Here is a 25406-nt window from a genome sequence, read left to right as displayed (position 1 = left end):
TCCTCTCTAATATCATATATTAAATATATTTTCAAGATCTTCACTCGAGAGGTTTGCCGTTTCAAAATCAGATGGGGTGAATTCAGCATGTTTTCTCTGACAACAATGTTGAATCAAATCTCTCAATTGATTCATATACTCCATGAAAAATTGCGATATTGTTTCTTGTTTAAATTTGTTTTTGCTATACGTAATCGACAAATTCAACTTTTTATCTACTGTATACGCAACGATATCTAGCAAACAATCCATCTCATTTTTATTGCTGTTATCTTGACCGGAATTTTCATACGCAAATTCAAAAATTCCATTGGAAAATGTAGCATTAAAATCACCTAAATAGTTAAAACGAACATACTTTCGAGATTCAGAACTTAATTCCTTCGAAATATACTTTAAAACTCCATAATTTAGACCTTTACTTGGAACGCTACGCAATTGCTCTTTTAATTGTTTAATTTGTTGTGATATATCTACATCCTCAAATTGTAACCGAATTGGAAATAGGCTCGTAAACCATCCAATAGTTCGCGATACATCAATTTCATCATTTAATTCTTCACGCCCATGCCCTTCAATTTCAATAATCACATCATTTGTTTTAATATACTTAGCCATTACCAATGATAGCGCTATAATCATTAGTTCATTACCTTTTGTTCGATAAGCTTCATTTGCTTTTTGTAACAGCTGCATAGTTTCTTCTTCTGTTAACTTCTTAATCATTTTCTCGCAAAATTCCATACGATCCAATCCTAAATCAAAATCATTAAATGAATTCTCTTCATATTGATATACATGCTCCCAGTATCGCTTTTCTGATTCTGGAATTTTTTTACTCATTCTCTTTAACTCAATTGCCCAATCCTGTACCGAATTATCTTTTGGCGGCAAAGAAGTTTTCTGCTTATTTTCTATCTGTTTATATAATTGATTTATATCTTCAAAAATAATTCGCCAAGATATACCATCAACAGCTAAATGATGAGCTGTCATTAATAGTCTTTTACCAAAATCGCCCAAATCAAATATACAAACTTTAAGAAGAATTTCATTTTCAATATTAAAGCTCGATTTCAATATTTCTCCAATACTAGCAATACGAATACTTCGCTCTGTTTTTGATAATTCAGATAAATCTAATGATTCTATTTTTATTTTTTTATTGTAATTATTTTGATTATAAAATAATTCCTTCGTTTCCATCCGGTAATTCAAGCGAAAAGCGTCGTGATGACAAACTAATGAGCTAAATGCCGATTCAAGTATCCCAACCTCAACGTCATCCTTTACTTTGACTAACACTGACTGTGTATAATGGTTTATATTGTTCAAATCTTGCGAAAAAAACCATGAGATAGATGGTATCGTTTCAATACTACCAACACATTGTTGATTACTCTTCTGCTCTTTTGTGCTAGTCATTTCTAAATATAAAATCATATCTTCAATAACTGGATTAGCCAAAATATCCTTTGTTTTTATTTTAATCCCTTTCTCACGTATCTTAGAAGAAATTTGAATTGCTTTAATGGAATCCCCGCCTAGATGATAGAAGTTGTCTCTTATACTTACTTTTTCAACATTTAATACTTCACGTATAATACCTACTAAATCACTTTCTATCTCACCTTCAGTTTTTTTCTCTATTTTAACTTCAGGTTTCGGCAAGGCCTCTCTATCCAGCTTTCCGTTAAACGTCAACGGTATTTCTTTCAACACAATAAAATACGAAGGAATCATATAAACTGGTAAGATCTCTTTTAAGAATCTAAATAGTTCGGATGTCTTCACCTTAGCATTCTCAGTATAGTAGGCACAAAGATAGCGGTTTCCATCATAATCCTCTTGATCAATCACTACCACTTCCTTAATGCTCGGATATTTTTGCAAGTTTATTTCGATTTCTTTTAGTTCTATGCGGAACCCACGAACTTTTACTTGATCATCTTTCCTTCCCAAATACTCAATCTTATCTCCTTCAATAAATCTAGCTAAATCACCCGATTTATACATCTGCTCTTTTTCCGAATATGGATTTACAATAAATCTCTCTCTTGTTAAATCCTGATTGTTAAAATATCCTCTTGCAACACCTTCCCCAGAAATATAAATTTCTCCAACAACTCCCATTGGTACTGGGCGAAGATCGGAGTCCAACACATATATTTTCATATTTTGTGCAGGTACACCAATAGGAACAGATACCCCTTTATCTTTTTCAATATCGAATTGATGAATCATACATCCTACAACTGTTTCTGTGGGCCCATATTCATTATATATTTTTGTTTCTCTACCTAATTTTTTCTGTATGTTTGCGGCAAGGTCTACTGTTAAATTTTCTCCACCAACAATAATTTTTTTAATTGAACACCCAACAAAGTCTGAATCTTTCAATAAAAACAGGTGAGATGGAGTTAATTTAATAATACTTGCTTTTTTTTCTTTAAATATCCTATATAATACATATTCGTTTGCATCAGCAGGATAAATAATAATCTGATTACCACTAATTAATGGGGTAAATATAGTTGTAACAGTAAGATCAAAAGCAAGAGATGAATACAATGGGAAAACTTCATTTTCACTTGCGCCTACATATACTTGATTTGCCCAGGAAATATAATTAACCAATCCTTTCTGTTCAATCATTGTACCTTTAGGGTTTCCCGTAGAACCCGATGTATATATGATGTAAGCAAGGTCAGTCGGCTCACTTCTATTTTTAATATTAGAAGTATCTCCCATATAAATATGAGCTGCACTTATATGGATAACCTCAACCGCATACAAAGAAAGATCCCATTGATGCGAAATATCAAAATTAGTGAACAGAATATTGATATCTGAATCTTGCAGCATATAATTGACCCGTTCAGATGGATATTGTGGATCAATAGGTAAATATACCGCTCCTGCTTTTAAAATTCCTAAAATTCCAATAATTGTTTCTAGAGAATGCGTAGTTGATATTCCTATTACTGTACCTTTTGTTACATTTTTCTTTAATATATACCTCGCTAATTGATTAGATCTATCATTCAATTCACGATACGTAAGTTCCTTATCTTCCAGGCAAATCGCAACTCTATCTGGTGTCCTTTCTACTTGTTCTTCAAAAAGCTGATGGATTGTCTTGTCCTTTGGATACTCCCTATTCGTTGCATTAAATTCATATATCAATTTATTCCACATATCTTCTGGTAAAATTTCTAATTCCATCAACTTTTTATTAGGCGACTCCAACATCTGATTCAGTAAATGACTGATTCCAAGATACATTTGTTCAATTTGCTTTTCTGTATACATATGATCCTTATAATCTATATCTAGATTAAATCCTCCTAATCTAGACCATTCTCGAATAATCAATTGAATTGAATAAATCTGATTCCTATTGTAAAATTCTTCATTTTCTATTGGTGTACCATTAATTTCAGTAGGAAGTTTTGTATTGTAATAGTTAATACATGTATCAAATAAATCACCGTATCCCTTTTTCTTTAATTCCAAATCTTTCACCAATACATCATATGGATATTTTTGATGATAATAACAGCGAACCAATTCACGATTAATGCCTTTTATAAAATCTAAGACTGTCATTTCACTATCAACAGTATGACGAAATGGCATAGTACTTGTTAACATCCCCACAATATTTTTTTCATTTTTCCCCGCTCGATTAAGTACAGGCATTCCAATAATTAAATCATCCTGCCCATTTACTTTATTTAAGTAAATATAATATAGGGCAACAAAGAATGCGTACACAGAAACATTTATGTCAGTAGCAAATTGTTTAATTTCATCCGATTGATTATTTGTTAAAGAATATGTTTTTCTATTTGCCTTTGCACAATCTACTTCGTTCTTCCGCTTCACAATTGGGAGCTTACTAAACTTCTCATTCCAAAAATTTTTATCCTTCATAAATCTTTTTGAAGTTAAATAGGATTCTTCCTTCTCAAGGCAATACATATAGGTACTATTAAGCTGATCTGTTATTTTTTCACCTTTCAAAATTTGAGTGTATGCATTACAAATCTGTTCAGTTAAAAGATTCATAGACCAACCATCAGAAATTATATGATGGACCTTAACGAAATATCCCCCTTCTTTAGTATCTTGTAACTTGAACAAAGCAAAATCAAATAAGTCTTGTTCATTGATATCGAAAGGTTTTGCAGCTTCCTGCTGAACCCAGGCATCTAAATCCTTCTGACTATTAAAAATAGTATATCGAACTTGATATTTATGATATTTCTCCACATATTGATGAACCTTCTCATCCGATTCTACAAATCGATGCCTGATTCCATCATTTTTTTTTATAAAATAATTAATTGCTTTCTCAAGACAATCAAAATCCACTTCTCCTTGTATCTTTACTGTTCCCCCAATATTATGCAATGGCTGATGAGGATTAATTTTCTCCATATACCAAATCCTTTGTTGAGGATGAGTTAGTGAAAAATATTCTCTATACTTCAAATTATCACCACTTTATATTTAATGTTTTTCGAAATAATTAACTTTTTGACCATATCTAATCATTTTTTTCGTCATTTCATCCGTAATATTATTCCATACAAAACCCGTTTTTCTTAACAGCATATTCGTTTTATCTCCCATTATATGGAACAATGTTTGTTCGACATCATTAAATGTTTTCAATTCATCTCCTATACAATGCAGCTGTAAATTATATATATCTGATGCATATTGATTAAATTGCTTTTCATCAAAGATATAATCTATAAATTTATCAATTGAAGTTTCTTTTACATCTATGTCTAATCCATACGTTGTTAAAAGAGCTGATAAGCTTACATAGTTAGGATTGAAAATGTGATGAGTCTCATTCATTAATTCTTTTTTATTAAACAACTTAATAATTGCCTGACTAACATCATTCACACATGCAAAATCTATATCTCTTTCCATTTCTGGAACCAATCCAATTCTTATATATGATTTCATCATTGAGTATAATGCATTCTGCTCTATGTTTTCTTGAAACCTTCCTGTTTTAGAATCAAAACCAATGTTTCCCACTCGAAAAACATTTACATTTATTCCCTTATCCCTCGTTTCCAGTACAATCTTTTCAGCTTCTAACTTTGTCTTTGGATAAGGATTTTCAATAATTTGCCCTAAATCATTATCATACTCCGTATACAATATATCTTCGTTATTCTTTACTACACCAGAAGCTACAGCCAATGTAGAAATATGATTCACATCTTTCTTTACTCCCTTAAGCGAAAAATCAATTACATTTCTCGTAGCTAGAACGTTTGCTTCATAGGATTTTTCATATTTCCCATAATGACTAACACTGCCTGCTGAATGTATAATACATTGGATTGTTTCACTCAAATATTGATAGTTCGGCAAATCTAAGCCCATATATTTTTTTGTCAGGTCGCCACTATATACAAAAATTCTTTTCTTATACTTATCATAAAAAGATGTTCCAAAATAAGAGCAAACTTTTTCTTTAATGCGATTTTCTGCTTTTATACAATTGTCACTTCTTACAATCAAATGTACATTGCAATCTAATTCAGTTAATAAATCATGTAATAAGTAAACGCCCAAATATCCCGTGCTTCCTGTCAATAGAACTTCCTTATAACCGGTTTGGCAAGAAAGGTTGATTTCGTAATACTTTTTGTTTCTATCATCATATAAACTTCGTATCGCTATGTCGCCTCTTATCTTCTCCTCCATTAACCGATGCCTTTCTCCTCTAGCAATCAGATAAGTTGCTAATGCATCTGGAATGGTCTTCTCCTTTTTATATGTCATATGCTGCGCGAGATCAGAGACTCTAGGGTATTCAAATAAATGATTAATAGAAATATCAAAATCCTTCTGTAAGCTCGAAACAACATTGATAGCCGTTAATGAGCTACCTCCTAATTCAAAGAAATCATCATGGATACTAACTTGTTTTACTCCCGTAACTCTCTTATATGATTCTATAATTTTCCGCTGTTTATCATCTTTCGAAACAACATTCCTCTTTAGCTCTTCTACATAGTCACTTTGCGATAAAGGGGAACTCTCTTCCATTTCAATATCCTTAGAAAGGCTAAAGAACTGCCGTTCAAAAGGATACGTAGGGAGTGGAACACGATATCTTCTTTCTTGCGAAAAATACTTGGACCAGTTAATCTTCACGCCATGAATATGCAACTTACCAATATTTTGAAGCAAGTAATTGTCATCAAAAATTTTTTCTTTAGGATGCCTTACAGTATTAATAATTGGGCATTTTGATTCTCCTTGAGTATGTTGTCTAACAAAACTACTTAATGTTCTACCTGGTCCAACCTCCACAAAAATACTTTCCGTACCCGATAGTAGATGCTTAATGCCCTCAGAAAATTCCACTACATGTCGCAGATGATTCACCCAATAATCTGCACTTTTTGCTTGTTCTTCCGTAATCCATTCTCCTGTCAAATTGGATACAAATGGCATTTTAATATCCTGGAAATTAATTTCTTTTAACTTCTTTCCATAGGTATCTAAAATTGAGTCCATCATGGATGAATGAAAGGCATGGGAAGTTGTAAGTTTTTTAAACTGAAAACCTTTCCTAATCAATTCCCCCTCAAAAGTATAGATTGCCTCATCAGAACCTGAGATTACGCATGATATTGGACTATTCACCGCGGCAATAGATACATCTTGATTCATTAGTGGTAAAATTTCATTTTTCGAAGCCATTACACTTATCATGCTTCCTTTAGGTAATTGCTGCATTAAGGTCGCCCGCTCATACACCAACTGTAGCGCTTGCTTTAATGAGAACACTCCCGCCAAACAAGCCGCCACATATTCCCCTATACTATGTCCAATCATGCCGTCCGGATAGACGCCCCATTCCATTAATGTTTTTGCTAATGAATATTCAAAAATAAATATTGCAGGCTGTGTATTAGATGTTTGATTTATATCATCTCTCATTCTAGCTTCCAGGTCCTTTGGATATAAGACTTCCTTCCAATCAATCCCACTAATCTCTTCTAAAATCTCACAACAAAGATTCACTTCATCTCGAAATCTCTTCTCTTCTTTATATAAATCCAATCCCATATTTACATATTGCGCACCCTGCCCGGGAAACATGAAAATTATTTGCTTACTACCGCCATCACAAATGTTAGTTTGAACCTTAGCAGAATTTTGAATAAAAAATTCTCGCTTCGCTTCCTCTATATCCGAAACCACTAATGCTCTTCGATATTTTAAATTTTTCCTTCCATTTAAAAGTGTATAAGCTACATCAGCCAAATTCACATTATTGTTATGATTTAAATATTCAGCTAACTTTTTAGTTTGCTCTTCAAGAGATTTTTTCGTTTGTGCAGAAAAAGAAAGTAATTGATATCTCCTACTCCGCTCAGAAGCTTCTCTTTGGGGAGGTTCCTCAAGTACAACATGGGCATTTGTTCCTCCCATACCAAATGAACTTACTCCTGCTCTTAAAGGAAACTCTTGGTTCTTCCATTCCGCCAATGTATCCTGTACATAAAATGGACTATTACCAAAATTAATTTTTTCATTTGCTTTCTCGTAGTTAATGCTTGGTGGAATCATGCGATTCTCCAAAGCAACTACAGTTTTTATCAAACCTGCTATACCTGCAGCGTTATCAAGATGACCAATATTCCCTTTAACCGATCCAATACCACAAAAATTATTCTTCTCTGTATTAAATGCCAACTTCAAGGCTTCAACCTCAATCGGGTCACCTAGCATTGTTCCAGTACCATGAGCCTCTACATATGATATACTTTCAGATTCTACCTCGGCCATGTGATGAGCTGCTCTAATAACAGCAGCTTGTCCTTCTACACTTGGCGCATTAAAACTAACCTTATCAGCGCCATCATTATTTATTGCGGATCCTTTCACAACAGCATGGATGAAATCTCCATCAGCAATCGCATCCTCCATACGCTTCAAAACAACAATTCCCGCTCCATTTCCATTGACCGTTCCCCTAGCATTATCATCAAAAGGTCTACAGTGTCCATCTGGTGAAAGAATCATGCCATCCTTGTATAAATACCCTCTTTTCTCAGGTAATGTAAGTGAAACCCCTCCAGCCAAAGCAATGTCACAATCTCCACTTAATAGAGCTTGACATGCCAAGTGCACAGCAACCAATGAAGAGGAACATGCAGTTTGAACTGTATAACTAGGACCTTTCAAATTTAATTTATGTGATAATCTGGTGCCGAAAAATTGAGAACCATTTAAAAATTCTGCTTCTTTTATAAAATCTTTCGCTCCATCATATACCGCTTCTAACCAATATAAGTTTGTAGATGCTCCAATATAAGTACCAATTAAACCATTAAAGGTATCCGAAAAGTAAGCACTACTCTCCAATGCTTCCCAAGCACACTCGTGCAAAATTTTCAGCTGTGGATCCATTACCTCTAATTCCCTAGGTGAGTAATTAAATAATTTATTGTCGAACCATTCTGTTCCTGTAATAGCCCCACCAGCCTTTATATAATTGGGATTTTGGATCGTTTCTAGATCAATTCCTCCTTTCTGTAACTCCTTATCTGTGAAGTAAGTTACCGATTCTACACCATTCTTCAAATTTTCCCAGAATTCATTTATAGTATCTCCACCAGGAAATCTGCAAGACATTCCAATAATAGCAATCTCTATACCATTTCTTATCGGTTCCTGTGCACTATCATTCATTCGAATCCCTCTTTCTTTGACGTCTTTGTTTTAACCTATTTTTCGATTCCTTTATTACCTGAACTCTATTTGAATTCATTTTTTCCTGTACCCTGCTCTCAGCAGTCATCTTTAATTGCTGGGATAGAGAATAAATTGTAGGATATCTAAATAGCATCATTACAGTTATGTCGATGTTCAAATCATTTTTCAACCGTTCATTTATTTGAATAATATTCAGTGAATTCCCACCAAGTTCGAAGAAATGATCATAAATACCGACCTGATTTACCCCAAGTACCTGTTTCCAGATCTCCGCTATCATTTTTTCTAGATTCGTTCCAGGTGCTATATAAGTAGTACCTAACGATATATAATTCTCATCATCCCTTTCTTGCAAGGCTCTTACGTCGACTTTGTCGTTATTCGTTACAGGCATACTCTCTAATTGCACAAAATGTGACGGAATCATATATTCAGGTAACTTATTCCTCAAATACTCCCTTAATTCTGTACTGGTAACCTCTTGGTTTGTAATTAGATACGCACACAAATAGCTTTCATTACTTTGATTTTGTTTCGCAACAACAATTGCATTATCAATATATTCATGATTTAAAATGTGGTTTTTTATTTCATCTGGCTCTACTCGGACTCCCTTAACCTTTACCTGATGGTCAATCCTTCCAAGATACTCAATGTCCCCATTAGGGAGCCACCTTGTAAGGTCTCCCGTTTTATACATTTTCTCACCTGGAATAAATGGATTGGACATAAATTTTTCATCTGTCAAATCTGACTTATTGATATATCCCCTTCCTACACCTGCCCCAGCAATATATAACTCCCCAGTCACACCAATAGGTACAGGATAATAATCTTGATTTAAAATATATGCCCTATAGTTACTTAGAGGCTTACCTATTGGTATGCTCGAACCCTCTTCATTTTCACGACAAATATAGTATGTTGAAAAAATCGTCGTCTCGGTTGGACCATACAGATTAATAATCATCTCAGCATTAACAGTACTCTTTAATTGATCATAAAGACTCTTTGTAAAGACCTCACCGGCTACAAGAACATAGTTTAGAGGTTGGCTTATGACAATATTATCTATTAAAACTTTCAAATGGGTAGGTACAGCGCCCAAGACATTAATTTTGTTTTTCTCAATAAAGTTCCACATATTTCTTGGCTCAGCGATTAGCTCTTCCTCAGGAATATATAACCTACCCCCAGAGAGAATCGGGAGAAGGATTTGTTGAACAGAAACATCGAATGTGATTTTTGCTAGCAATAAATGATTCATTTCTTGATTAAATTTTAATTTCCGAATGAGTCCTATCAACTGATTCACAATATTCTTGTGTTCGACCATAACCCCTTTAGGGTTACCGGTTGTTCCAGAGGTATAAATTACATATGCCAAATCGTCGGGCTGGTTTATGTTTTCAAGATAACAACCATCTTCTTTACAGTTTATTTCATCATCCAACCTAATTACTTCCTGTTCAAAAGTAAAGCGTTCCTTCATATTATTTCGGGCCAGAACCAACTGACAATCACTGTCTCTCAAAAAATATTTTATCCTGCTTATTGGAAGAGTGGGATCAATCGGTAAAAATGCCCCTCCTGCTTTTAGCACACTGAGAACTCCTATGACCATTTCTAAGGAAGGCTCTGCAATAAGTCCAACAACGCTATTTCTTTGCACTCCCTTTTTTCTTAAAGTGCGGGCCAGTTGATTTGCCCTTGCATCCAGCTCAGAGTACGTTAGTGTCATTTCTTTATACACGATGGCATTTTCTGATGGACCTTCTTTCACTTTCTGCTCAAATATCTCATGCACCGTCATTTGATACGAATATTCATCCGTCGTATTATTAAATTCATAAAGAACGGTTTTCATCTCTGATTCAGACATCATCTGGATATCTTGTAATGGTATATCCATCTTTTCGGTAATCTCATCAAGTAGATAAATAAAATGTTCTGCTAATCTTTGTACTGTATCCTTCTTGAATATATCCTTACGATACTTCCACTTAAAATGCATATCTTCATTAATTTCTAATACATGAATGAACATATCAAATTGAGTCATACTACTTTCAAATGGGAATTTTCGGAAAGTTAATTCCCCTTTATCCTTAAAGAAATACTCATCATTATCCAAAGAAAACATAATATCAAATATTGGATTTCTCCCTGTATTTCGATAAGCATCTACTTGATTTACTAACAATTCAAACGGATATTCCTCATGATCAATGGCTTTTATTGTATTATCCTTCACTTCATCCAGAAAATTCAGAAATGTTTTTTTGCGACATGGGAAATTTCTTATTACTACCGTATTCACAAACATACCAATAGTCCGTTCCAAACCTGGACGAGATCGGCCAGCTGTAGGGGTACCAATCGTAATATCTTCTTGACCCGTATATTTTAAAAACAATACATTTAAAGCAGCAAGTAGCACCGTATATAGGGTTGTCCCATTCTCCTTCGCTATCTTTTTCAAACGCTTTGTCAAATCGTATCCCGCCATAATTGGTACATAATCACTATCATAAAGTTGCACCGGGTGTCGTGGATAATCTGTATTTAACTCCAGTAATGGAGGTTCATCTTTAAATATGTTTAGCCAATACTTTTCTTTACTCTTAAAATCATCAGTCTGAAAAAATTCTGCCTGCCATACTGCATAGTCTCTATATTGTAATTTAATCGGAGGCAAATCTTTATTTAAATAACTATCATAAAATTCCTCCATAATTATGTCCATCGATATACCATCAAAGACAATATGGTGAGCATCAGTTAACAGCAAATGCTTATTTTCTCTGATTTTAATAACTTTGATTCTAAATAGAGGAGGTTGTCCCAGATTAAAAGGTGTAGCAAACCCATGTACATACTCCATTAATTCTTCTTCCGATGCTTCAACGATATCAACAATAACCTTTAATTTAGGATGTACATACTGCACCACTTGTCCATTGATGAATGAAAACGATGTACGTAAAGATTCATGACGATCAACAAGATGTTGGAAAGCTCTCACCAACATATCATATTCGAGATCACCCTCTATGATTGTCCCCGACGGTAAATTATAAGCTACTGAATCACGATTAAGTTGCCACATAATAAATAGCCTTTTTTGCTGTGATGAAACAGGATAGTATTCTCTTGCTTCAACAGGTAATATAATTGAACTTTTATGTTGTTCCCCATCCAGTATTAGAGTTGTAAATTCTTTTATAGTTGGCTTTTTAAACATTTCACTTAAGTGTATATTCACGTCAAATTCTTGGTTAACTTTCAATATAATCGAAGCAGCATTTAAAGAATGCCCACCTAACTCAAAAAAATTATCATACACTCCTATCTTTTGAATATTAAGAACATCTCTCCATATATGTGCAACCTTTTTTTCCAATTCGCCTTCTGGTGCAACATAGTCGAAGTCTGATACTGGATCCAAGTTGGACACTGGCAATGCTTTACGATCAATTTTCCCGTTTTGATTGAGTGGCATTTTTTTCAGTTGAGTGAAGTAGGTTGGCACCATGAAATTCGGCAAACTTTTAATAAGGAAATTTCTTAATTCTGAGTTTGTTATATTCACATTGGCAACAAAATAAGCACTTAATACTTTCGTACCGAAAGTATCTTCGATTGCAACAACAACAACCTCATCTACATCTGGATGCTTCATAAGACCAGTCTCTATCTCCCCAACTTCTACCCGAAACCCCCTTATTTTCGTAAGATTATCTTTCCTTCCAATAAATTCAATATTCCCATCAGGCATCCACCTTGCCATATCTCCTGTTTTATAAACTTTTTTTTCGGTAATTTTCGGAAACTCTACAAATTTTTCTCTCGTTAAATCTGGAGCATTATAATACCCACGTGCCAATCCAACCCCAGCAATACACAGTTCTCCTGTTACACCAATAGGTACAAGATTCATTTCTTGATCAACAATGTATATTTCGACATTATTAAGAGGCTTCCCGATTGGAATCACCTTCAATTGTTCTATCTCTTGATTACTAATTCTATAGAAAGCGGCTAAATCCGTGCATTCCGTGGGACCATACGTATTTATAATTTCGCTCTTGAAATTTATTGATTTAACTAAAGGTTTGAGTTTTTTACAATTTATCGATTCACCACCTAAAAAAATACGCTTCAACGTGATTAACCTGCTAAAATTAGTTCTCTCATTATAATCAACCAATGGATAAAAACCACTTGGGGTACAATTAACGCTCGTGATTTTATGAATATTTATATAATCAGACATTTTATTGTAATCATACATACCTGACTCAAAAAGGTGCAATCGCCCCCCTTTTATCAATGGAGCAAATAAATTTTTATGCGCTGTATCGAAACTAATTGGGGCAATTAATAATACATTATCGGTTGGATTCATATCAAATTCATTGGTATACCAGTTGAGCAAATTCATAAATGAATTTCTTTTCACCATAACTCCTTTAGGGTCACCAGTGCTTCCAGATGTATAAAGAACATACATTAAGCTCTCTAATGGGATTTTCAATTCTAAATTCCCACTCATTTCCATAGGTGTACCGTCTCTCAAAGTTGTATCTATATCAATAAATCTAGTGTTTTCAATTATAAAATTAAATTCATTATTGCTGCACTTCAAAATGATATCTACATTAGAATTACTTAAAAGATAATTAATTCGTTCATTTGGATAGTTTGGATCAATGGGTAAATATGCAGCTCCTGCCTTTAAAACACCTAATATACCAATTGGAAGTTCGAGCGATCTATCTAACATAATTCCTATTACAGAATCTTTTTTAGCTCCTAATTCAACTAATTTATGTGCTATATGATTTGCTCTTATATTTAATTCCTCGTAAGTTAAATTTTGATTTTGGTAAAAGACTGCTAGCTTATGGGGACTTTTAGCTACTTGAAATTCAAACAAGTCAACAACAGATTGATCCTTAGGAAAACCTGTTTTTGTGTTGTTAAACTCATTTAGAATACGATTTCTCTCATTGGATAAAATATCAATTTCAGAGAGCCTTATACTCGGATTAGCTACTACTGCTTTTAACAAATGAGTCAATTGATTTATAACTCTTTCAATCAAGTCTCCTACACTTTCTTTACAAGTGATACAACACTCTAGTTTATCTCCATGCCATGTAAAATTAAAGACGGTATCTGCATTTGTATAATGATTAGAAATATTATGTTGAATATTTTCAAACTGTATGACTGTACGAGGATTCAGTTTATTAGAATTTGCATTCTCATCTCCTAAAAGTTTTGCTAATCGCTTATGCGATACTTTCTGATTTTTATTTGCCTCTGTAATGTTTTGTTGTACTTTTAATAGAAGCTCTTTAAATGTCATATTACTATGGACATTACTTCTTATAATCAAAAGATGATCATAATATGCTGTGCCAGATTTTGATTGAATTACTGGCGTTCCAATAGAAATATCTTTACTATCCGTGTATATTGAGAGCAAATATTTCACACTAGCAATCAAAATGATAAGCATTCCATATTCAGAATGATTACTTATTTCACTAATTTTATGTGATATGTTTTCTGATAACCTATATGTAAATATTTTTTCTTCCTGATTTTTCACACCAACTTTTTTATTAAAATTTACAAAACTACTCATTTCTAAATCCGTTGATAGTTGATCCAACCAAAACTTCTCCTCTTTAGTTAACAAATCTGCATTATAAACATCATTGCTCATAATAATCTCCTCTCCCAACCAATGTTGAATTAATAAGATTTATAATATCAATGTAATTTTCATTAATAAAAAAGTGATCTCCTGGATAGCCATAAACAACAGTATCTCTCGAAGTAAACTCACACCATTTTTTCATGTATTCCTCAGTAACATCATCCAGCTTACCGTACATTGCAGTAATACACGTATTTAACTTGTACAATTCATTACTGAATTTATATTCTTCTATCAATTTAAAGTCAGATCTTAAAATTGGGATAAATATATCCATTAACTGCTGATTATTAAGAATTTCTTTTGGAGTACCATTTAAATTTAATATCACATCTTTAAATTCTTTTTCTGGTAAGTTAGACACTTTTTGTTCTCTAATAAAATTTGGGGGCTTTACACCTGATAGAAAAATATGCACAGGAGCATTAAGATTTCTACTTTCTATTTCCTTACAAAGTTCATAAGCGATAAGCCCGCCCATACTGTGACCAAAAAACGCGTAATCGCAATTACCTACAACTCTATATATACATTCGAATATATCATTAATCGCGTGATTCATATCATCATAACAATCTTCTTGAAATCTTTTACCCCTTCCTGCGTATTGAATTGGTTTCAATTCAATACTAGGATGTAAGTAATTTTTCCACTTACTATATATCGAACCGGATCCACCAGCATAAGGAAAACAAAAAAGCATCGTGTTATTCATATACTCTCCTTTCCTATGAATCAAAATTATTTACTAAATTTTAAAAGGCTCTATAGAACTTAATTAGCCACCTAACATCTCCCAATTTTTTTTATTAATCTAGCTCCCATTTATATTTTAGGGTGCAATCAGGAATTATCTTTGGTAAACCATTAAATTTCCATACAGCCTATGTAGCACAACATGTATAATGATCTATTTCCCTTTCACTTTATTCCAAAATGGTATCCGTCCTTGTATATCATCTATTACAGAAGAGAATCCTGGTGCAGTGGAAAAAAAGAACCCTGTACAATGATGCGCTTTTTGATATTCTTCATCTTTCATTAAAATAAGATGAGCCTTCTTTATATTAAAGTGTGGAACAGCAGGGAACAAGTGATGTACCAAATGGTATGAGTTTCTATGAGGATGAATGAGAAAACGCTCAAAAAAATTCCCAAAAGAATTTCTTGATGCAAATATCTCATTTTCCGATTCTAGTCCTGCATGTTCGGCCATTTCAGCCCAATATTTTAACATTTGAAAAGTTGTTAAAAACGGAACTACCCAAAATAAAATCAACTCTTGCCAGAAACCGAAAACAATTGAACAAATAATGATAGCGCCCCAATATAGAGTCCTGATTATTTGATCAAATCTAGGTTCCTCTTTTGCATATGCTGTTACTTTGATCATTCCAATCAAATAATTCGGCACATGTACTAAGAACAAAGGCTTTAAGCAATGCTGAATAAAAAATTCCATTTTATTTTTAGTCGGTTTATCTAACCCAACAATTTGATACCTTTGCTTATCAGGGTCTATCTCACTCCATAAATACCTGTGGTGATTCATGTGACTCTTACAATATGCTTTATAAGAAATCATTATCGGATAAGCAGCAAAGAAACATGCAATCCACTTATTTAATTTACGATTTTTAAAAAGCATACGATGACTTGACTCATGCATCATAATATCAAGGCCACGCATACGGCTACCAATGATAACAATACTAATCAAATACATCCACATAGTAGGGATAAAATAATTCAATGCAATTACTAAGGACACAATACCCCAATCCAATCCTATGGCAAAAAAATTATACCAATTGTTGGTTTTTTGTAATTCGCGAATTTCCAAGTTGATTTCTTTCGAAAAACGATGCTTCTCTAACTCTTTCTTTTGACTTTCCCCTAAATCGGTAGTTCCTCTAATCATATTATTAACTCCTTTATATAGAAATTAATGCTGTTGATTTATATCAGGAATCCTTCATTTAAATCCTTAACAAACACCCTTAGGCTCTCAAAATTTATACTCTAATTAATCATTTAAAGCGAACAATCCAACAGTTTTTATAAGCATATTAACTCTTAGTTAAATATTCATATCCTTTTTTATTTTGTAGGTATCAAAAAACATCCATGAATCTCAAAAACTAAATCTTTTTTTCAGAAATTAATTTATCAATCCCACTTTTAAGAGGAACTACATTTCGTTCCACATTAGACATAATATGGAATTGCATCTTAGACTTTGCATTTACAGATGAATGAACCCTCACACCTGGATCAAATCCAAATACAAAATATTTGAGAATCTCATCATTTTCCATTGAAATCCAAACACCATATCCATAATGTAAACTATTATTTTTCACATAAGGAGTTAACAACTGATTAGTGTACTCTTTATTTAGGAGTTTCCCATTAAATAATCCATTCCAAAATTCTCCTAAATCTAAAACTGTTGTAAAAGCCCCTCCATCTGGCCCACCAACTATAGGGACCGAATAGATATTAGTTCTCCAAGTGTTATCATCTTTATTATCTATATATCCAAGTGCAGTTCGTTCCGGCAGTTGATCCATCCGGAAATATCCTGAATCTGACATGCCACAAACCTGAAATATATTCTCTTTTACATATTCTGCAAACTTCATCCCTGTCAATTTTTCTACAATCAACCCAAGTAAAATATAACCTGCATTACTATAAGAAAATTTACTTCCAGGATTAAACTTCATATGATAATTTTGAAACATAGGCAGAAAATCTGCAGGAGATTTAATAGAATACATTGGGGTATCCTTCCATAAATCTTCAAAATCATCCATTTCTTCTTCATCAAAATAATCTGGTATGCCCGAAGTATGAGTTAATAAATGATGAATTGTAATGCCTTCATAAAAATGTGGGAATGAGTCTTCTAAACACTCTTTCAAACAGGTATCAAAAGTTAAAACACCCTTTTCAACTAATTGACATATTGCCACTGCAGTGAAAATTTTACACCCAGAAGCCATACCAAACCGAGTACGTGATGTATTAAAAATTTGTTCACTTCTATTCGCATATCCAAATCCATCTTCAAAGATCTTTTTTTTATTTTGAATTAAAATCGCACCTGAGAATGGTAATTTATCATCATAATTCTTTATAAATTCTTTTATTTCTCCAGAAATTATCACTTACCCAATCCCCTTTTATTTTTCTGATTTTTCTAACTATTAAACAGGATTAATTGTAACTTCATTTAATTTTCAAAGCAATCTAAAATACATAACAAACCTTGAGAAACTTTTTTAATAATTGAATTGACTTCAAAAAAAAAAATAAAACATAAGTTTGTTCATTTCTTCAAAATAGCTATACAATAACACTTAATATAATTCACATGATTTCTCAATAAATCTTATATCGCTCTCTATAATTTAATGGTAGTTGATAAATAATAAAATTAATTATACATTTAAATTCTCTTGAGACTATTATTTATATTGTTAGTGAGGTCATTATGAAAAAAATTGATAGTTACTTAGAAATTATTGCAGTTAAATTAGGAATTTTACTACCCTACAAAGACATAGAGCTGAAACTCACAGAATTACCTAAAAATGAAAGGGAAAGAATTTTAAGATTTCATAAATTAGAAGATCAACAAAGAACATTATTAGCTCATCTATGCATCAGAAAACGTTTGCAAAGATTATTGCTCATACCTGCAGATACTATCTCTATTAAAAGAGATCGAACAGGCCGCCCTTTTTTAAATAAATATCATGGTTGGAAGGGGGATTTTAATTTATCTCATTCTGAAGAATGGATTATATGTGGACTTGCTTCAACTGGACGAATTGGTGTAGACATTGAAAAAATTCAACCTATAGATCTTTCCGTAACCGAACTATGCTTTACTCAAGAAGAAATTGACTATTTTCAGTATATTCCTCACGATAGACAGTTATCGTTTTTCTTTGATATTTGGACTCTAAAAGAATCATTTGTTAAAGCAATTGGAAAAGGACTTCTATATCCATTAGATAGTTTTGGCTTCAATATGGACGATTGGTCCCAAAATAAAATAACCTTACGGAACACTAATTCCGATTTTAGTCAATTCTATTTCTGCCTAAATCGGTTAGAGCAAAATTACACTATCGCGGTTTGTTATACAAATTTGGAACAGATAAACAATTCATCTATAAAGATACTAGATTATTCTGAGTTCCTATAATTATTTTACGTTTTTTCTAGAGCAATGATACACCCGTCGTTATAAAAAACTGAAAATACAGAAAAATAACAACTTATAATAATCACTTTAATTATTATAAGCTCAATCTTTTTTAAGTTCATATTTTATTACGTTTTATCTTCTGTATCCAAAAATATTTTAAGCTTCAATCATCGTATAACAATTTAAAAATCACCTATATTGGAGGATTATTAGAATGAGTATTTTAAAGTCATATTGCTCAAGTGAATATAGTACGTTAAAAAAAGTTGTACTATGCGAACCATTATATATGAATATTTCTAGCGGTATAAACAAGACCCAAAAATATTTTATCAATTTAGGCTTTAATGTAAATCTAGCGAGAGAACAATACTCAAAATTTATTGATATACTTAAAGAAAATAGAATACACACTTTAATGCTACCTCCTGAAGTACGCTTTCCCGAACAAGTTTTCACGAGAGATATCGGTTTTACTGTAGGGGAAACTGTTTTCATTTCTAACATGAAAAATGAAGTTCGTAAAGGAGAAGAGCAAATTTTCAAGAAAATATTATTAGAAAAAGATATTACTTATATAGATTGTATTAATAGTCATATAGAAGGCGGCGACGTCATTATCGATCAAGATATTGTATATATTGGTGTAAGCAATCGAACGTTATTTAACTCTGTAATAAAACTTCAACAGTTGCTCACACACTATAAAATAATTCCTGTTCCTTTTTCCAAAGATTTTTTACATTTAGATTGTGTTTTTAATATCATTTCAAAGGAAGAAGCCTTAATATATCCACATGCATTTAGTAATAGTACATTAAAAATGTTATCAGATCGTTATAATTTAATAGAAGTATCTAAAAAAGAGCAATTTACTTTAGCAACCAATGTATTATCTTTAGGCAATAAAAAGATGATTAGTTTACCCATTAATACTACAACAAATAAAGAGCTGAGACTTAGAGGTTATGAGGTTATTGAAATCGACTTTGGAGAAATTATAAAATCTGGCGGATCTTTTCGCTGCTGCACTCTTCCTCTACAAAGGGGATGATTAAAAAACTAAAAATTAAAAGCTCACATTATAAAGGTGTTACGTTATTACGTAACACCTTTTCTCAAGGATAAACTTCCTTTACTTCTCTTCCGGATAATCACAGTACTCAATGATTGTTCCCTCTGTATCCGCTGGGTTAAGATAAATTAATCGTCTACCATGTTTATTAATTCGAAGCGTATGTTCTAACGTTCGAATCCCTTGTTCCTTTAATTCTTCTAAAGCTACATCTAAATCGTCTACACGATACGCAACATGATGGACACCTTTCCCTTTTTGCTTTATAAATCGTGCTATTGGAGAAGTCGAATTATTCGTTGGCGCAAGTAATTCGATTCTATCACCATCAACTTCAAGAATAGCTACTTCGCTTTCAACACCAGGTGCTTCACTTACGTATCGATCTATTAAAGTTCCTGATAAAACCTTTTCATAAAACTGTATCGTACTATCTATATCACGAACTGCGATCCCGATATGGTCAATTGTTTTTTTCATTTTATTTCCCCTATTACTTTATTTTTTCTATTCTTATCAATAGTAACAAAAAAAGTTATAGAATCAAATTCTATAACTTTTTTCATTTAACTTATTTTCTTATTCGCACTAGCTGCTGGGCGAACTCCATTTTTCATTTTCACAACGCTAATGCCGTATCCAATTAATCCACCAATTACTGCTGGTAACACCCAGCCTAATCCAACCTCATGCATTGGAAGTAACTTAGTAAGAATATCGCTCACTACTGCTAATTTCACACCAGCAGCACTTAATCCATCAAACATACTTACAATAAATGTTACTAATAAACTTCCCTGATACACTTCAGCTCTTCCATTGAACAATGGGTGAAGGAACGTTAGGAAAATTAATACGATTGCTAATGGATAAATCGCTGTTAATACAGGAACTGAAATTGAGATTAATTGTGTTAAACCTACATTTGCAACAACTGCACTGAAAACTGATAACATAATTGCAATCGTTTTATATGGAATACTTGGGAATAGCTTATGGAAAAATGAAGAACACGCTGAGACAAGTCCAACACTAGTTGTTAAACACGCTGCTATAACCATTATACCTAATATAACTCCGCCATATGAACCAAAATAATAGCTTGAAACTTTTGCTAACACTGCACCACCGTTATCTAAGTGACCAAGTTTTGCAACACTTGAAGCTCCCATAAATGAAAGTGCTGAATAAATTATTGCTAAAATAGATGCAGCGATCAATGTTGCTTTTGCACAAACAATCATAATTTCTTTTTTTGTTTTTGCGCCCTTTTCTTTAATAGCATTGATAATGATAATACCAAATACGAATGATGCTAACGTATCCATTGTTAAGTATCCTTCTTGGAACCCTTTAAAGAACGCATGTGATGTATAAGCCTCTGCAGGTGCTTGCATTTCTCCCATTGGATGAATAAAAGCAAAGACTACCAAAATTCCAATAAACGTTAATTTAATTGGCGTCAAGATTTTTCCAACAATATCGACAATTTTCGCAGGATTTAGCGAAAAAAAACAAGTGATGCTAAAGAATACAATTGTAAAAAGAATTAGCGCTGTAGAACTTAAGCCTTCTGGCACGAAAGGTTTAATACCAATTTCATAAGAAACGCTTCCTGTTCTAGGAATAGCGAATAACGGACCGATTGCTAAGTATAAAACTGTCGTAAATACAATTCCGAATACTGGATGCACTCGGCTTGCTAATGACTGTAAATCTTCTTTACCTGAAATCCCAAATGCTAATACACCTAGTAATGGTAAACCTACTCCTGTTACTAAAAATCCAGCGTTAGCAATCCATACATTCTCTCCTGCCGATTGACCAAGCATCGCTGGGAATATTAAATTTCCTGCTCCAAAAAATAGTGCAAATAACATTAATCCGATAACTACTATGAACGAAAACGGTACTTTATTCGTCATAATATAACCCCCATTCAAATTTCCTTATCTCATTTCCAATTTTAACTAATTGAATTTTCTGAATATTTAATTTAAGTATCAACTATTCTTGAACTCATTATAGTTTGTTATATAATATTTTGCAATACTATTTTCAAACTTTTCATTTATTTTATGAATATACATTTTTTAACATGGAAATTAGACTAAAAAACCAACATGGTCATCCATGTTGGTTTTACATTTACTATCATTAATTAAAATTTCGCCGCTACTTTCTTAACGTTATCTAAACCTTCTTCAACAATTTGCTGTGAACGATCTGGATATTGATTGTGTCCTTCAATTACAACTGTCTCTGGATTTGCAATTCCCCAGAACCCAAGTACGTTTGTAACGTAATTAACAGCCATTTCCATAGGAGCCATTTGTTCAGAAGAGTAATCTGAACCACGAGCACCTAAAACAACTACTTTCTTATCACCAACTAAACCTTCTGGACCGTTCGCTGTATATTTAAACGTTTTTCCCGCTTGAGAAAGATATGAAATATACGTGATTAATGGTGCTGGTACTGTAAAGTTCCATAATGGGAATGCAAATACTACTTTTTCAGCTTCTAAAAACTGGTTTAAGTACTTATCCACTGTAGCAACTGCCTTCTCTTCTTCAGCTGTTATCTCCATTCCTTGACTACGTTTATATCCACCTGAAATAGCGATATTTCCGTAATACGGAAGATCTAATGCGAATAAATCTAACTCCGTAATTTCTGTATTCGGATTTGCTTCCTTATAAGCACTTACAAATGTTTCATACATTTTTGAACTAATCGCTTGCTCCGCTGGACGATCGTTTGCTTTTACAAATAATACTTTTGACATTGTTTTATTCTCCTCTACTTTTGTATTTTCTTCTTTTTTACCAAATAACGAGCTAAATAATCCCATTTTCTTCACCTAAACTTTCTTATCATATTCATTATTCATCATCATAAAAATTCTTATTCTAATAAAAAGTTCCAATAGATACCTTAACCTAAGTAACTCAAAACTTTTTGTTATTTAATTACCTTATGTAAGTGATTGTAATACATTCACTTACTTTAGTCAAGTAACTTCTTAAAAAGAAAAATATCTCGGATTAAAAAGAATAAAGAAATATATTTCCTCATTCAAAATGATAAATTCGAAAACACATAAGTGAAATCCCTTGTATAATACAACTAGAGAGAGAAATTCATCTATAGAGAGGATTTATTAATGAGTACTTTAGAAAAGATTCAAACCTTTATCATTCTTGCAGCTGTTATATTCGGGGTTATATTAGGACAATTTAATATGATACATATGTATTCGGAAAAATTTATTGTTCCCTTCTTATTTTTCATGCTTTATGGATTATTCCTTAGCATCCCATTAAATGATATAAAAAATGGCTTCCGTAACTTAAAATTCGCTGGAACAAGCCTAGGTATTAACTTTATATGGACACCTTTTCTTGCTTGGGGATTAGGCGCGTTATTTCTTTCAGATCACCCCGCACTTTGGGTCGGCTTTATTATGTTAATGGTTACTCCGTGTACAGATTGGTATTTAATTTTCACAGAGATTGCAAAAGGTAACGTCGCATTATCTACATCAATTCTATCAGTAAATTTAATTTTACAAGTACTACTGCTTCCAATATATTTATTTTTATTTGCTGGTGTAATGAAGACTGTAGCGGTTTCTGTTTTAGTAGAAAGTATTGTTATCGTAATCGTCTTACCATTTTTACTTGCGCACGCTACAAAATTCATTATGCATAAAATGAAAAAAGTTGAAACACTGGAGAATAAACTCATTCCATTTTTCAGCTCTGCTCAAATTGTATTTTTAAGTTTAGCAATAGTAGCGATGTTTGCCTCACAAGGTAAGTACTTATTACAAAATATGAATGTTGTTTTATTGTTACTTATACCAGTATTACTGTTCTTCATAATTAACTTTATACTAGGACAGTTTGTAGGACGTATGATGCATTTATCCTATGAAGACACTGTAAGCCTAAGCTTAACAACATTAGCGAGAAACTCGCCTGTTGCACTCGCAATTGCTGTGACTGCTTTTCCAGACGAGCCTCTTATTGCACTTGCACTCGTTATTGGGCCGTTAATTGAGTTGCCCGTTCTGGCTTGTGTTTCACAAGTGTTATTGCTTATTAAGAAAAAACAACAATATACATAATAAAAAACGTCCTATTTTGGGACGTTTTTTTATTGTCGAGAAAGTATAGAAGTAACGATACTTATCGGCTCTAAGGATTTTATACGTTATAGAAAATTAGCTTGTCGTTACGTTAACAAAGTCTTTCTAATTAAAAATTATAGGAAAAGTAAATATAACGAAAGCTGCCCAAAGTCCGTAGATTGGCAAATACTTCGTAACGGCATCTTGGATAGCTGTCGGTCCTGATTTGTTTTGTAGAAAACGCATATAGGATAACATAATCCAAATGAGATTTGCCCAAATCAGTATGTTTACGCCTAAAACAGCAAGTCTATTAGGTGTAATCCCATAAGAAGAAAGTCTGAATACGATGGCTGACAAAGCTACAGTGTCAATAATAAGCGCAAGAACAATTAAGGCAAAATTGATATAATCTGAAATGTTCTTTTTCTCGTCTGATTCACTCTCAACAATGGAAAATATGGTAACAGCCAATACACCAAGGAGTATTCCGTTGAAGGCCATTAGGAAATTGCGGTCCAAGAACGGATTTTTCCCGACCCATATAACCGTTATAAGATAAATCAACAATGTGATCAGGACGAGAGGACTAAAAATTTTAGATATGTATGGTGTAATATTCTTAGCAAGTTTAAGATTCATTGATGCCAAGTATGCAGCCACAATAGCGAGAGCGGCAGCACCAAATAAAATAACATTACTAAAATAGAAGTCTTCTATATTCAAGTCAACAAACCTAAATAACTGCATGGTTAATGCTGCTAGTACCATTCCGCTCACTGCCATGCTGGCGTAGAGAATACCATATTCCAAATTAAATTTAATATAAGCTAATCTCGTACTTCCTTTTGAATATTCATTTCCTGTAAACGCAAACCCTACTAAGACCCATAACAATATAGGAAGATGTAAATAAGCAAGGATAATGCTGTCTTTATAAGTTAATGGCAACATATTAAGATACAACCCGGAAATTAGGAACAACGCCGCAAGGAAATAAATAATACTTTTTTTCGGAGTATTATTGTAAATAAAATAAGCAACAATAAAAGGAATTACACCAAAAGCTAGGTTAATTGGAGCAATTGCTTCCTGCTCGACAAAGTGAAAAATGATTCTGGTGCTTAGCCCAGCTAGAATAGCTAACATGCCCATGAATAAGAAACCTTTTTGAAACAGCGATATTTTTTCTGCATTTTCCGTTTCCTTGAAATGCATCCTTTCATACCAAGCAGCTAGAAGCTGAGAATCAGGGTTTTCATCCCATGCTTGTGAGAATGACTTTTTAAAAGCTTTCGGGTCTTTTCTATACAGTCTCTCCAACTCATGAGGGTTATCCATATTTTCAATTATTAAATTGTTAACCTCCATATTTATACCTCCTCTATTTTAAAAAATAAAGTTGTTACCTTTTCCATAAAAAGCACCACACTTATTTATTATGTTTTTGATTTTAATATAGAATTTATCGTTTTGC

General features: G+C 32.9%; 13 protein-coding genes. 3 read left to right on the top strand and 10 right to left on the bottom strand.

Annotated elements, in window-relative coordinates; translation table 11 throughout:
- Positions 1 to 12: 12 nt before the first annotated feature.
- The 6 genes from QCI77_RS09580 to QCI77_RS09555 form a co-directional block, all read right to left on the bottom strand.
- Positions 13 to 4497 (bottom strand): amino acid adenylation domain-containing protein, encoded by a 4485-nt coding sequence (locus QCI77_RS09580; RefSeq protein ID WP_353824818.1) that lies wholly within the window; start codon positions 4495 to 4497, stop codon positions 13 to 15.
- 18 nt (positions 4498 to 4515) lie between these two features.
- On the bottom strand, positions 4516 to 8742 hold the full coding sequence (locus QCI77_RS09575; RefSeq protein WP_353824817.1) for a beta-ketoacyl synthase N-terminal-like domain-containing protein: 4227 nt from the start codon (positions 8740 to 8742) through the stop codon (positions 4516 to 4518).
- Positions 8735 to 14503, bottom strand: a complete 5769-nt coding sequence (locus tag QCI77_RS09570; protein ID WP_353824816.1) for an amino acid adenylation domain-containing protein — start codon at positions 14501 to 14503, stop codon at positions 8735 to 8737. The genes QCI77_RS09575 and QCI77_RS09570 overlap by 8 nt, the downstream gene beginning before the upstream one ends.
- Positions 14493 to 15212, bottom strand: a complete 720-nt coding sequence (locus QCI77_RS09565; RefSeq protein WP_002141321.1) for a thioesterase II family protein — start codon at positions 15210 to 15212, stop codon at positions 14493 to 14495. The genes QCI77_RS09570 and QCI77_RS09565 overlap by 11 nt, the downstream gene beginning before the upstream one ends.
- 195 nt (positions 15213 to 15407) lie before the next feature.
- Complete coding sequence (locus QCI77_RS09560; protein ID WP_353824815.1) at positions 15408 to 16418, bottom strand: fatty acid desaturase family protein; 1011 nt, start codon at positions 16416 to 16418, stop codon at positions 15408 to 15410.
- A 220-nt stretch (positions 16419 to 16638) separates the two neighbouring features.
- Positions 16639 to 17670 carry a serine hydrolase domain-containing protein gene (locus tag QCI77_RS09555; protein ID WP_012260750.1) on the bottom strand — a complete coding sequence of 344 codons (1032 nt, stop codon included), beginning with the start codon at positions 17668 to 17670 and terminating at the stop codon, positions 16639 to 16641.
- Positions 17671 to 17996: 326 nt separating this feature from the next.
- Here QCI77_RS09555 and QCI77_RS09550 point away from each other — a divergent pair, with 326 nt between their 5' ends.
- Together QCI77_RS09550 and QCI77_RS09545 are read left to right on the top strand one after the other, a co-directional pair.
- On the top strand, positions 17997 to 18716 hold the full coding sequence (locus QCI77_RS09550; RefSeq protein ID WP_002031270.1) for a 4'-phosphopantetheinyl transferase family protein: 720 nt from the start codon (positions 17997 to 17999) through the stop codon (positions 18714 to 18716).
- 217 nt (positions 18717 to 18933) lie between these two features.
- Positions 18934 to 19773, top strand: coding sequence for a dimethylarginine dimethylaminohydrolase family protein (locus QCI77_RS09545; protein WP_002141317.1), 840 nt, complete (start codon positions 18934 to 18936; stop codon positions 19771 to 19773).
- A gap of 81 nt (positions 19774 to 19854) precedes the next feature.
- Here the strand turns inward: QCI77_RS09545 and QCI77_RS09540 are convergent, their stop codons facing one another.
- From QCI77_RS09540 to QCI77_RS09530, 3 genes are all read right to left on the bottom strand, one after another.
- Positions 19855 to 20274, bottom strand: coding sequence for a VOC family protein (locus tag QCI77_RS09540; RefSeq protein ID WP_002141316.1), 420 nt, complete (start codon positions 20272 to 20274; stop codon positions 19855 to 19857).
- An 86-nt stretch (positions 20275 to 20360) separates the two neighbouring features.
- Positions 20361 to 21719, bottom strand: coding sequence for a branched-chain amino acid transport system II carrier protein (gene brnQ / locus QCI77_RS09535; protein ID WP_016103162.1), 1359 nt, complete (start codon positions 21717 to 21719; stop codon positions 20361 to 20363).
- Between the two features lie 236 nt (positions 21720 to 21955).
- Positions 21956 to 22648 carry an FMN-dependent NADH-azoreductase gene (locus QCI77_RS09530; RefSeq protein ID WP_016092819.1) on the bottom strand — a complete coding sequence of 231 codons (693 nt, stop codon included), beginning with the start codon at positions 22646 to 22648 and terminating at the stop codon, positions 21956 to 21958.
- Positions 22649 to 22960: 312 nt separating this feature from the next.
- Here QCI77_RS09530 and QCI77_RS09525 point away from each other — a divergent pair, with 312 nt between their 5' ends.
- The gene (locus QCI77_RS09525) at positions 22961 to 23926 is read left to right on the top strand and encodes an arsenic resistance protein (RefSeq protein ID WP_353824813.1); all 966 of its coding nucleotides are present in this window, start codon (positions 22961 to 22963) and stop codon (positions 23924 to 23926) included.
- A 126-nt stretch (positions 23927 to 24052) separates the two neighbouring features.
- Here the strand turns inward: QCI77_RS09525 and QCI77_RS09520 are convergent, their stop codons facing one another.
- Entirely contained in the window at positions 24053 to 25300 is a 1248-nt protein-coding gene (locus tag QCI77_RS09520; RefSeq protein ID WP_002031260.1) for a DUF4153 domain-containing protein, read from the bottom strand.
- Positions 25301 to 25406: the final 106 nt, after the last annotated feature.

Origin of the sequence: Bacillus cereus group sp. MG9, assembly GCF_040459995.1 — a bacterium.
Lineage (GTDB): Bacteria > Bacillota > Bacilli > Bacillales > Bacillaceae_G > Bacillus_A > Bacillus_A mycoides.
This window is presented reverse-complemented; position numbering and strand designations above follow the sequence as displayed.